The following is an 11,927-nucleotide window of genomic DNA, read 5'->3' as shown; positions in this document are numbered from 1 at the left end:
CCGGCGCCGCCTCCGCCGCCACTTCCGGCATTATGAGGTCGTTGTCACGGTTGTGAGGCAGCCACAGCGACCGCTCTTGCGTCGAAACGGCCTCAGGTTGAGTTCGACGGGAGCGGGCGGCCGCGGGCCCGCGGCGAGACACGCATCGGAGCGTTCGGGTCAAGGAGCTCGGTGCGAGATAGGTTTGCGCCGTGCGCGTATTAGGAATCGACCCGGGGCTGACCCGCTGCGGTGTCGGCATCGTCGATGTGTCGCAGAACCGTCGCGCCACCTTGGTGCACGTCACGGTCATCCGTACCCCCGCCGGTGAACAGCACGAGAATCGGCTGCTGACCATCAGCGACGGCATCGAACGGATGCTCGACGAGTACAAGCCCGAACGCGTAGCCCTCGAGCGGGTATTCGCCGACACCAACGTCAGCACCGTCATGGGTACGGCCCAGGTGAGCGGCATCGCGATGCTGCAGGCCGTGAAACGTGGGCTGCCGATCGGCATGCACACGCCCACCGAAGTGAAGGCCGCCGTCACAGGCTACGGCCAGGCCGACAAGAAGCAGGTCGGCACCATGGTGGCGAAAATTCTGCGGCTCGAAGAGATTCCGAGGCCGGCTGACGCCGCCGACGCCCTTGCGCTGGCCATCTGCCACGCCTGGCGCTCACCACTCGGCGCGCTCGCGCAGAGCGCCGCGGCCGCGAGCGGCGACCTGCACGGCGGCGCTACCCCCCGCGATCGCCCCGCCGCACGCCTCACCAACGCCCAGGCCGCCTGGTTCGCCGCCGAACAGGCCGCGAAGGCCGCGGCCCCCGAGCGCAGCGGCCTTCGCCGCTGACCGCCCGCGACCCGTGACGCTCGCCCGGCGCACGGCGCACGCCGCGCCTCGAGGTGAGCCCCTTACGCCGTATTGAGGCGGGTAGACCTAGCTCACTACGTCGTAGGTGGCTCACTTCGACGTAGGCGACTCGCTCGCTCGCTCGCTCGCGCCGCGCCAGTCGCGCCTTAAGGTGAGCCCCTTACGCCGCGAGCCCGGTAGGCCTAGCTCACTTCGACGTGGGCGGCTCACTTCGACGTAGGCGGCTCGCTCGCTCGCGCGGCGCCTGTCGCGCCTTGAGGTGAGCCCCTTACGCCGTATTGAGGCGGGTAGACATAGCTCACTACGTCGTAGGTGGCTCACTTCGCCGTGTTCGCGCCGCGGCTGAGCTGAAGTCGGCGGCGGCACGCCGGGGAACATAGGTTCGAATGTCGGGGATCGCCCGTAGGCTGAGGGGGTGATTTCAAGTCTGCGCGGAACCGTACTCGACCTGTACGGCACGGGTGCCGTCATCGAAGTCGGCGGGGTGGGGTTTCAGGTGCAATTGACGCCCGAACACTCGCTGTCGCTGCGGGTCGGTGAAGAAGCGCGCGTGCTCACCAGCATGATCGTGCGCGAAGACTCGCTATCGCTGTTCGGCTTCCCTGACTCTGAGTCGCTCGAGATCTTCTCGCTGCTCGTGGGGGTCACAGGTGTCGGCCCGAAGTCGGCGATGGGCGTGCTCGCCGCCCTCTCGCCCAACGAAATAGCCCGCGCTGTGGGCGCCGACGACGACTCCGTCTTTCGCCGCGTGACCGGTATCGGCCCAAAGACGGCCAAGCTCATTGTCGTGTCACTGACCGGCAAAGTCGCGGCGTACGCACACGCTGCCACGGCAGGGCGGCCCAGTTTCGCGCCTGCGGGCTCGGTACGCGACGATGTGCTGGTGGCACTGGTCGGTTTGGGCTGGAGCGATCGCAGTGCATCCGATGCTCTCGACAGCGTGCTCGCGGTGACGAGCGATGACGACGCGGCCAACATGCAGATTCTGCTGCGGCGCGCGCTCACCGAACTCGGCCCGCGGCAGAGCACGGCGGGCCCGCGATGAGTGGTGACGACACGCGTCGCCCCGGCGACGAACTGCTGCAGCCCGAGATGATGGGTTCTGAGGCCGAGGTCGCGTTCGAGGGCGCCCTCAGACCCAAGAGCCTTGCCGAATTCGTGGGGCAACAGCGGGTGCGTGGGCAGCTTCAATTGCTGTTGGATGCCGCGACCATCCAGAACCGAACGCCCGACCACATTCTGCTCGCCGGCCCTCCGGGGCTCGGCAAGACCACCCTCGCCATGATCGTGGCGCACGAAAGCGGCAGACCGCTGCGGCTGTCGAGCGGGCCCGCCATTCAGCACGCCGGAGACCTCGCCGCGGTGCTTTCGAGCCTTGTGCCGGGTGAGGTGCTCTTCGTCGACGAGATTCACCGCATGGCCCGCTCGGCCGAAGAACTGCTGTATCTCGCCATGGAAGACTTTCGCATCGACATCATGGTGGGAAAGGGTGCTGGCGCCACCTCCATACCGCTTGATCTCGCCCCGTTCACGCTGGTGGGCGCGACAACTCGCTCTGGGCTGCTGCCGAACCCGCTGCGAGACCGCTTCGGGTTCACCGCGCACCTCGAGTTCTACGACGCCGACGAACTCGTGCAGGTGCTGCGCCGGGCCGCAGTGATGCTCGAGCTGCGCATCGAAGAGAGTGCCCTGATCGAGATCGCGACCCGGTCGCGCGGAACACCGCGCATCGCGAACCGGCTGCTGCGCCGGGTACGCGACTACGCGCTGGTGCACGGGGGAGAGGCGACACGTGCGGTGGTTCGGTCGGCGCTCGAACTCTACGATGTCGACGAACTCGGGCTCGACCGACTCGACCGGGCCGTGATGCTCATTCTGCTCACCCGGTTCAACGGCGGCCCGGTCGGCCTGAACACGCTCGCCGTGTCAGTCGGCGAAGAATCAGAGACCATCGAATCGGTCGTCGAACCGTTTCTCGTGAGAATCGGTTTGATCGTTCGAACGCCGCGAGGTCGCATGGCGACACGCGAAGGGTGGGAGCATTTCAACATGCAGCCCCGCAACGACATCGCCGATCAATTGACCCAGAAGCATCGGCGTGCCGCTGGCGAACGAGCAGTTTCTGATGGCACTGAGCCTCTTTTCGATGACGAGCTATAATTCAGGCAGACACTCAGCTCGCTCTCGCTGACTCATCAGCGCTGTCTAGCTGACGCTCAGCCCGGCTCTGTATGCTGAGCCCCGTCTGCACCCCCGATTGCTGGAAGGCTCGAACTTTTAAATGGATCCGTTAACCCTGATCATGCTGGCCGTTTTGGCCGTTCTCATTATTTTCATGGTGCGCAATTCCCGCAAGCGCAAGCGCGAGGCCGAAGAGCTCACCAACAAGATCGCCGAGGGCGCTTACGTCATGACGAACTTCGGCGTGTACGGCACCATTCTCAACATCGACGTTGAGAACAACCAGATTCTGCTCGAGACCACCCCGGGCACCGTGCTGAAGGTGCACCGCCAGACGGTCACCCGCGTGGTGCCCACCGAAGAGCCCCTGGCCATCACCGACACCGACACCATCGACGACCAGAGCGAGCCCGAATTCGGCGAACGCATTCACGAATCGCGTCTTGACGACAATCGGTCTGAAACATCGGGTACTGTTCTGAACGGCGTTCCGCTCGATGAGAACGGTAAGCCGAAGTCAAACAAGTCGGGCGAGTAGTTCGCACCCCGTTCGCGATTTCGTAGAACAACTCTGCGCTCAACGGTTCGTCTGGCGTGTAATTCGCCGAGAACGGTTCAGCGCTAGCCTGAAGTGAGCGATAGTCAGGTATTGTTCGAGAACAGGTCTGTTCACGCAGTCGTTATAGAAAGCTGAGTTTCGCAGGTGGCAAAATCAACCGCCGTCAAGAGAGCCAGACGCACCCTCGTCTGGCTCCTTGTCATCTTCATCGCCCTCGCCGGCGTCAACGCCGCAGGCGCCATCTGGGGCGGCGGTTCGTGGCTGCCTAAGCTCGGGCTCGACCTCGAGGGCGGCACCGAGATCATTCTCGCGCCGAAGCTCGAGAACGGCCAGACCGTGTCTGACGACCAGGTCACGCAGGCGGTATCGATCATTCGCCAGCGAGTGGATGCCAGTGGTGTCTCTGAAGCGCAGATCTCCACTCAGGGCGGCCAGAACATCGTCGTCTCCATTCCGGGCAAGCCTGACGACGCGACCCTCGCTCGCATCGAGGCCTCGGCAAAGCTGGAGTTTCGGCCCGTGCTGGTGACCGACACCGCGTCGGTGCCGACAACCACACCGACACCAGGCCTCGACAGCACTCCCACAGCGCAGCCCACCGACGCGAGTGACCTGGCGTGGGTGACACCGGCCCTTGAAGACCAGTTCTTGAACATCGACTGCAGCTCGACTGCGGCCACCGATGCGGGTCAGGCCCCCGCAGACCAGCCGCTGGTCGCCTGTGGCGACGATGGGGCGAAGTACATTCTCGGCCCGGTCGAGGTTTCGGGCGAGACCGTGACGAACGCCACCAGCGGTGTCGCGCAGACCAGCTCGGGTGCATCCACTGGCCAGTACGTGGTGAACATCTTCTTCAACGACCAGGGCACGTCGCAGTTCGCGACGGTGACCACTCGTCTCTCTGGCCTGACCGGCGCGCAGAACCAGTTCGCCATCGTGCTCGACGGCAAGGTCATCTCCGCTCCGCGCACACTCGCCGTGATCACCAACGGGCAACCGCAGATCTCGGGTAACTTCACCGCCGACACCGCGAAGACCCTCGCCGATCAGCTGAAGTTCGGTGCTCTGCCCATCAGCTTCACCGTGCAGAGCCAAGACACCATCTCGGCCACGCTCGGTTCGACCCAGCTGCTGAGCGGCCTGATCGCCGGTCTCATCGGTCTCGTTCTCGTGGTGGGGTACTCGGTGTTGCAATACCGGGTACTCGGCGCCGTGACCATCGCCTCTCTTGTGGTGGCCGCGACTCTCACGTTCTTGGTGGTCGATCTGCTCTCGTGGCGTGCCGGTTTCCGGTTGTCGCTGGCCGGTGTTGCGGGTCTGATCGTGGCCATCGGTATCACTGCCGACTCGTTCATCGTGTACTTCGAACGAATACGCGACGAATTGCGCGACGGGAGAGGTCTCGAATCATCCGTTCAGGCCGGCTGGAAGCGGGCCATTCGCACCATTTTCGCGTCTGACTTCATCAACCTGATGGCGGCCGTGGTGCTGTACATCGTGGCTGTCGGCAGCGTGAAGGGCTTCGCGCTCACCCTGGGTATGACCACGGTCATCGACCTTGTGGTGGTGCTGATGTTCACGCACCCCATCATGACGCTGCTCGCCGAACTGCCCTTCTTCAAAGACGGCCACAAGGCGAGCGGGCTCGACCCGCGTCAGCTCGGCGCCGTGTACCGTGGGCGAGCGCAGTTCAAGGCTCCGTCGGCGACGATTTCGCGCGGCAAGCAAGAGTCTGCGAGCCGTGAGGCCGCGCGCCGACAGACCATCGCTGAGCGCCGTGCCGCCGGCTCTGCTCCGCTCGTTATCGAGCCGGGCACCGAAACCACGCCGAAGCCTCAGACGACCTCGGTTGCCGTCGACGATCGCCCCGTCACCACGCCCGATGTCGAGACGAACGGCACCACCGACGCGTCCACGGTCATGCCGACTGGCGCGCCGAACGTCACTGATGCGACATCCACTGCCGAGACATCCTCTGCCGAGACATCCACTGCCCCGAAGAAACCCACGCCGCCCGTGCGAAAGCCGTCGCCGAAGAGGAAGAAGCGCTGATGGCCCGCATGAGTGATCTGGGTAACGATCTCTACTCAGGCAAGAAGTCGTACAACATCGTCGGCAAATGGAAGCTGTGGTTCACCATTGCCGCAGTGATGATTCTGATCTCGGTGATCGGCCCGTTCTTACGCGGCGGCTTCGTGTTCGGCATCGAGTTTCGCGGTGGGTCGCAGTTCTCTATTCAGCAGGTCTCCGACACCAGCCAGCAGCTGGGCATCGATGCGGTGAAGTCGGTCGACCCGGGCGTCATCCCCGCCGTCACCACGCTCGGCCAGAACGGCATTCGGGTGCAGACCGATCAACTCAACGACGCCGAGAGCAACCAGGTTCGTGACGCACTGGCGACCGCCTACAAGGTGTCACCCGACGATGTGACCATCAACTTCATCGGGCCGACCTGGGGCGCTGACATCACCGGGCAGGCCATCAGGGGTCTGTTGATCTTCCTGGCGTTCGCTGCTGTGTTCATGGCTATCTACTTCAGAACGTGGAAGATGGCGGCGGCGGCCATGACGGCGCTGCTGCACGACCTCATACTCACCGCCGGAATCTACGGAATCACCGGGTTCGAGATCACTCCAGCAGCGGTCATCGGGTTCTTGACGATTCTCGGCTATTCGCTTTACGACACCGTGGTGGTGTTTGACAAGATTCGCGAGAACACCCGGCTGATGGGTGAGAAGCCCACCCGCACATTCAGCGAGACCGTGAACCTCGCCGTGAACCAGACCCTGGTGCGGTCGTTGAACACCTCGATCGTGGCCATGCTGCCCGTGGCATCCATTCTGTTCATCGGCGCCTTTGTGCTCGGTGCCGGCACGCTGCGCGACATTTCGCTCGCGCTGCTCATCGGAATCTTCGTGGGCACCTACTCGACCATCTTCATCGCCTCACCGATGTATGCCCTCTTTCGGCGCGGTGAACCGAAGATCAAGAAGATGGATGCTCGTGTTCTCGCACAGCGTGCGCAGCGTCAAGCCGAAGCCGCGCCCGAAAGCGAGAGCGTCTCTGCCTAGGCCTTCGGCGATTGTGGGCCTAGCCCTTCGGCGAATGTGGGCCTAGCCTGCGGCGATTGTGGGCTTAAGCCGTCGGCGAATGTGGGGCTCAGCCTCTGGTGAATCTGGGTGGAGTGCGTCAAGCGTGTGACCCTAGTGCGATAATTGCAGTGGAGGCAGCCACATGACCGAAACCACTGCGCCGACCAATGCGTCGCTGCGGCGGCTGGTACCGCGACTGTTCTCCCGCGCACAACCGGCAGGTGCTGTCGACACGCTGATTCGCACGGTTCGGGCGAACCACCCGAAGGCTGATGTCAGCATCATCGAGCGGGCCTACACCGTGGCCGAGCGCGCTCACGACGGGCAGAAGCGCCGCTCGGGCGAACCGTACATCACGCACCCCGTTGCAGTGGCGCAGATTCTGGCCGAACTGGGCATCGGCGTGAAGACCGTTGCCGCCGCTCTGCTGCACGACACCGTCGAAGACACCGACTACACGCTGAACGACTTGCGTGCCGAGTTCGGTGACGAGGTGGCCATGCTCGTCGACGGCGTCACCAAACTCGACAAGGTGAAATACGGCGAGAGCGCGCAGGCCGAGACCGTGCGCAAGATGATCGTCGCCATGTCGAAAGACATTCGCGTGCTCATCATCAAGCTCGCCGACCGTTTGCACAACGCCCGCACCTGGGGCTTCGTGTCGACCGAGTCGGCCACCCGCAAAGCTCAAGAGACGCTCGAGATCTACGCTCCGCTGGCACATCGGCTGGGCATCCAGGCCATCAAATGGGAGCTCGAAGACCTCTCGTTCGCCGTGCTCTCGCCGAAGCTCTACGTCGAGATCGAAAATCTCGTTCGCCAGCGCACTCCGCAGCGCGAAGAGTACGTTCAACAGGTCATCGAGCTGGTCACCGACGACCTCAAGGCCTCGAAGATTCGCGGCAAGGTCGCCGGTCGGCCCAAGCAGTACTACTCCATCTACCAGAAGATGATCGTTCGTGGCCGCGAGTTCGACGAGATCTACGACCTCGTAGGCATTCGCGTGCTGGTGAACTCGGTGCGCGACTGTTATGCGGTTCTCGGCTCCATTCACGCCCGCTGGACCCCGATGCCCGGGCGGTTCAAAGACTACATAGCTACGCCGAAGTTCAACCTCTACCAGTCGTTGCACACCACCGTCGTCGGCCCGGGCGGCCGTGCCGTCGAGATTCAGATTCGCACGAACGAGATGCACCAGCGTGCCGAGTTCGGTGTGGCTGCGCACTGGAAGTACAAAGAACGCGTGAACTCGGGCAAGGCCGGGGCAGTGGATGATCGGGGCGACGCCGACATGGCGTGGCTGGCCCGAATCTCCGACTGGCAGGCCGAAACCGTCGACCCCGGAGAGTTTCTCGATTCGCTGCGTTTCGAGATCGGCGCCAAAGAGGTTTACGTCTTCACGCCGAAGGGCCGGGTCATCGGATTGCCCGCCGGTGCGACGCCGGTCGACTTCGCGTACGCCGTGCACACCGAGGTCGGCCATCGCACCATGGGCGCGAAGGTCAATGGCCGGTTGGTTCCGCTCGAGAGCACGCTGACTACTGGTGATGTGGTCGAAGTCTTCACGTCGAAGAACCCCGACTCCGGGCCGAGCCAAGACTGGCTGAGCTTTGTGCAGAGCCCCCGGGCGCGCAACAAGATTCGGCAGTGGTTCACCAAAGAGCGGCGTGACGAAGCCATTGAGCAGGGGCGCGACTCCATCGCCCGGGCCATGCGCAAACAGAATCTGCCCCTTCAGAAGCTGATGAGCCAAGACTCGTTCGCCGAGGTGGCGTCGCAGCTGAGCTACAACAATGTCGAGGCCCTGTATGCGGCGATCGGCGAAGGGCACGTTTCTACCCAGTCGGTCATCGAAAAGGTTCTGCAGTCGCTGCAGACCGAGGTGGAGAGCGACGACAGCGAACTCGATGTGGTTGTCGGTCGGCGCCCGCGGTCGACCCATAGCGAATCAGGGGTTCTGGTTCGCGGTGCGCCCGACATTCTCGTCAAGCTCGCCAAGTGCTGCACCCCGGTTCCAGGCGACGAGATCGTGGGCTTCGTCACCCGTGGCACCGGAGTCTCGGTGCACCAGAGCGACTGCCACAACGTTCAATCGCTGTTGCAAGAGCCCGAGCGCATGATCGAGGTCGAGTGGGCACCGTCGTCGAAGAGTGTCTTCTTGGTTCAGATTCAGGTCGAGGCGCTTGACCGATCGGGTCTGCTCTCTGACGTCACCCGGGTGCTGTCAGAGCATCACGTCAACATTCTCTCGGCAACGGTCAGCACCTCACGCGATCGTCTCGCCATCAGCCGCTTCGTCTTCGAGATGGGTGACACCACTCACCTCGATCGAGTACTGAACGCGGTGCGGCGCATCGACGCCGTCTACGACGTCTACCGCGTCAGCGGCGGCTGACACTGCCCTCGTCGGCTCTGCAGAACGCGGCTTCGACCACCAGGCGGAGGCGCGCCAGCGCCAGCTTCTTGTGCGGCAGATTGCGCGACGCGCTCAGCCGCCGTTCGAAGTCGGCGATCGTGAGCCGTTCGGGTCTGATCAGCTCGGCGAGCTGCCGAATCAGGTGCTGATCGAAGACGTCGCTCGTTCGAGAAAGATCGACGGCGGTGCGAAGCGGCGAGGTCACCTGCACGTCGGCGAAGGTGCGCACGTCGCCGACGAGCAGCGCCACTTCACGCACGATGTAGCGCCGCGTGGTGGCGATGCGAAGGGTGCTGTGCGCCCCCAGGCACAGCTGCAGGGGAGTGGGCGGTCGAGCGAGCACCCCGTACACCCACAAGGCACTGTGTCGTTCGACCGCAGCCTGCGGCGGAACCCAACTGGCGAGCGAACGAGCCCGTAGCTGAATGGTTTCTGGTTCAGCAACGCTGGCATAGTCGTCGCTGACGTCGAACAGCTCACCATCGAGGCGTGCTGCTGAAAGTTCTGCGATCGAGAGAAGCGAAGGGTGCGCGGTAACTGTGGTCATGCGACAAGCCTGCGCCGAGCATCCACTCGCCAACCTCAGAAGGCAACGATCTGTGGAGAAGCTCAGCAGCAAACTGTGCAGAACGAGGCGCAGGGCTAGTTCAGCGCGTCGAGCCAGATCTTGCGGGCGTCGAGAGCCTCTTGCAGTTCGGCGACCTTAACGGCATCGCCCGCGGCCGAGGCTGCGTCGATCTCGAGCTGCAGTTTCGCGATGGCATCGGTGAGCTGCCCTGCGAGACCTTCGGCGCGAGCCTTCTTCTCGGGGTTGTTCTTCTGCCAGAAGTCTTCGTCGAGCTTACGAACGGCAGCCTCGACACGGCGCAACCGGTCGTCGACCGTTTTGACGTTGTCGCGCGGAACCTTGCCGATCTCATCCCACCGGCGCTGAATCGAGGTGAGTTTGTCGCGAGCGACCGTGCGGTCTTTCTCGGTGAGCAGCGGCTCGGCTTCATCGAGCAAGGCGAGCTTCTTGGTGAGGTTTTCGGCGAACTCTTCGTCGTCTTTCGCGACGACCTCGCTGCGGGCGGCGTAAATGGCATCGCCGGCGGCCTTGAACTTGTCCCAGAGCTGGTCGTCGACACGTTTGCCCGCGCGGCCCGCGTTCTTCCACTCGGTCAGCAGGTCACGGTAGGCGTTGACGCCGTCAGCGCCCTTCGGAATGAGCGCTTCGGCACGCTCGACCAGCTGCTGCTTTTTCGTGCGGGCGTCGCGGTGCGCGTTGTCGAGATCGGCGAAGAACGCCTTGCGGTGGCCTTCGATGGTGGTACGGGCGTCGCGAAACCGCTTCCACAGCTCGCCGGCTTCGGTGCGCGGCAGCCGCGGACCGTCTTGCTGGTGCTTCTGCCAGCGGGCGAACAGCTCGTCGAGGCGAGCGGTCACCTGCTTCCACTGCGCCTTCGCGGGGTCTTCTGCTGCGAGAGCTTCGACCTCTTCGACGATGGTCGTGCGTTCGACGATGGCCTCAGAGAGCTGCGCTTTGGCTTCGACCTGCTGCTTCTCGGTGAGCGACGAGACCACGACGGTCAGGGCATCCACTCGCTTCTTCAGCGCGGCCAGGTCGCCGATGGCGTTGGCCGTCTCGATGGCGCCCGACAACGTTGAAACGGCTTTGCTGACGTCGGCAGCGGATGCTCCGCGCTTCACGCGCTGCTCTAACAGCGTTACCTGGCCTGCCAGATCGGTGTATTTGCGCTCGAAGTAGGCAAGCGCTTCTTCGGGCGTTCCGTCGGGATACTGGCCGACGACACGCTCGCCAGAGGCTTCACGAAGATAAACCGTTCCGGTTTCGTCAACGCGGCCCCATGGGTGCTGGTCACTACTGATCACAAGAAATCACCCTACTGCACGGTGAGTGCGGTGATCGAGGTTGGAACGAGAGGCTTGGTGCCGCCGGAGTCGGTGCCTGCTGCGATCACACCGGATTGCAGGGCATCCATACCGCTCGTGACCTGACCGATGACGCTGTAACCGCCGGCCGAGTCGGCGGGAATGGTGCTGTCTTGGTAGACGATGAAGAACTGGCTGCCGTTGCTGTAGGCCGCGTCAGACTGGCGCGCCATGGCGATGGTGCCGGCCGGGTAGACGTTGTCTGCCGGAGCGTTTTCGACGGGGCCGTAGTAGTAGCCGGGGCCGCCGCTGCCGTCGCCGTTCGGGTCGCCGCACTGCAAGACATAAATGCCCGTGGTGGTGAGGCGGTGGCAGGTGAGGCCGGTGTAGAAGCCTGCCTGCGCCAGCGAGATGAACGACGAAACCGCCTGGGGTGCGGCCGCGCCATTGAGAGTGATGGCCAGGGGAATGGTGTTGTTGATGGTCATCGTGCCCGTCCAGTCACGACCGGCGGCAATGGAGGGCGACGGCACATTGCCGCTGTTCGACGAGGGGTTCGGGGTGGCGGCGGGGGTGGGCGCGTCTGTCGGTGCGACCGACGCCGAAGCTTCGGGTACGGGCATGCCGGGGCCGCTCGAGAAGTAGAAGACCTGCACCACGATGGCCACGATGACGACCACGAGCACGGCGATGACCGACACGAGGTTGTCGCGCTTGCGGCGGGAGACCTGGTTCTGGTGAACCGTCTGACGCGCCTGGTAGTTGCGCAGTCGCTGCTTCGACTCGCGCGCCTCGCGCTCGGAATTGGTGGGTGCCACGAATCCTCCACTGCCGCTTGTGCCGGCAGAACTTGTAATGCCTGTTCCGCTGCCGAAAAGCGACGGACCCCCGAGAACTTTACGATGCCGGTGGTGTGTCTCCCAAATAGTCGCTTCTGGCGGTGCTCAGATTCTGGT

The 11,927-nt window shown here is 63.8% G+C and carries 10 protein-coding genes; 7 read left to right on the top strand and 3 right to left on the bottom strand.

What is annotated here, in order from left to right; all coding sequences use genetic code 11:
- Positions 1-191: 191 nt before the first annotated feature.
- The 7 genes from ruvC to IEX24_RS08205 all read left to right on the top strand — a co-directional run bounded on the left by ruvC (position 192) and on the right by IEX24_RS08205 (position 9,078).
- Entirely contained in the window at positions 192-830 is a 639-nt protein-coding gene (gene ruvC, locus IEX24_RS08235; RefSeq protein WP_188676716.1) for a crossover junction endodeoxyribonuclease RuvC, read from the top strand.
- 436 nt (positions 831-1,266) lie between these two features.
- Positions 1,267-1,896 carry a Holliday junction branch migration protein RuvA gene (gene ruvA / locus IEX24_RS08230; RefSeq protein ID WP_188676713.1) on the top strand — a complete coding sequence of 210 codons (630 nt, stop codon included), beginning with the start codon at positions 1,267-1,269 and terminating at the stop codon, positions 1,894-1,896.
- Positions 1,893-3,011, top strand: a complete 1,119-nt coding sequence (ruvB, locus tag IEX24_RS08225) for a Holliday junction branch migration DNA helicase RuvB (protein ID WP_188676710.1) — start codon at positions 1,893-1,895, stop codon at positions 3,009-3,011. The genes ruvA and ruvB overlap by 4 nt, the downstream gene beginning before the upstream one ends.
- Positions 3,012-3,132: 121 nt before the next feature.
- Positions 3,133-3,570, top strand: a complete 438-nt coding sequence (yajC, locus tag IEX24_RS08220; RefSeq protein WP_188676708.1) for a preprotein translocase subunit YajC — start codon at positions 3,133-3,135, stop codon at positions 3,568-3,570.
- Between the two features lie 165 nt (positions 3,571-3,735).
- The gene (secD, locus tag IEX24_RS08215) at positions 3,736-5,643 is read left to right on the top strand and encodes a protein translocase subunit SecD (protein WP_188676706.1); all 1,908 of its coding nucleotides are present in this window, start codon (positions 3,736-3,738) and stop codon (positions 5,641-5,643) included.
- Entirely contained in the window at positions 5,643-6,662 is a 1,020-nt protein-coding gene (secF, locus tag IEX24_RS08210; RefSeq protein ID WP_188676703.1) for a protein translocase subunit SecF, read from the top strand. The genes secD and secF overlap by 1 nt, the downstream gene beginning before the upstream one ends.
- 163 nt (positions 6,663-6,825) lie before the next feature.
- Positions 6,826-9,078, top strand: a complete 2,253-nt coding sequence (locus tag IEX24_RS08205) for a RelA/SpoT family protein (RefSeq protein ID WP_188676700.1) — start codon at positions 6,826-6,828, stop codon at positions 9,076-9,078.
- On the opposite strand, the gene IEX24_RS08200 is transcribed toward IEX24_RS08205, so the two are convergent.
- The 3 genes from IEX24_RS08200 to IEX24_RS08190 form a co-directional block, all read right to left on the bottom strand.
- Complete coding sequence (locus IEX24_RS08200; RefSeq protein ID WP_188676698.1) at positions 9,065-9,646, bottom strand: hypothetical protein; 582 nt, start codon at positions 9,644-9,646, stop codon at positions 9,065-9,067. The genes IEX24_RS08205 and IEX24_RS08200 overlap by 14 nt on opposite strands.
- Before the next feature lie 95 nt (positions 9,647-9,741).
- Positions 9,742-10,971, bottom strand: coding sequence for a DUF349 domain-containing protein (locus IEX24_RS08195; RefSeq protein WP_188676695.1), 1,230 nt, complete (start codon positions 10,969-10,971; stop codon positions 9,742-9,744).
- 11 nt (positions 10,972-10,982) lie between these two features.
- On the bottom strand, positions 10,983-11,789 hold the full coding sequence (locus IEX24_RS08190) for a peptidylprolyl isomerase (protein ID WP_188676692.1): 807 nt from the start codon (positions 11,787-11,789) through the stop codon (positions 10,983-10,985).
- Between the last annotated feature and the right edge of the window lie 138 nt (positions 11,790-11,927).

The organism is Subtercola lobariae (assembly GCF_014640255.1).
GTDB lineage: Bacteria > Actinomycetota > Actinomycetes > Actinomycetales > Microbacteriaceae > Subtercola > Subtercola lobariae.
This window is presented reverse-complemented; position numbering and strand designations above follow the sequence as displayed.

Coding starts and splice junctions, on each gene's coding strand:
- ruvB (WP_188676710.1), top strand. CDS start 1,893: ATGAGTGGTGACGACACGCGTCGCCCCGGCGACGAACTGCTGCAGCCC.
- yajC (WP_188676708.1), top strand. CDS start 3,133: ATGGATCCGTTAACCCTGATCATGCTGGCCGTTTTGGCCGTTCTCATT.
- secF (WP_188676703.1), top strand. CDS start 5,643: ATGGCCCGCATGAGTGATCTGGGTAACGATCTCTACTCAGGCAAGAAG.
- IEX24_RS08205 (WP_188676700.1), top strand. CDS start 6,826: ATGACCGAAACCACTGCGCCGACCAATGCGTCGCTGCGGCGGCTGGTA.
- IEX24_RS08200 (WP_188676698.1), bottom strand. CDS start 9,646: ATGACCACAGTTACCGCGCACCCTTCGCTTCTCTCGATCGCAGAACTT.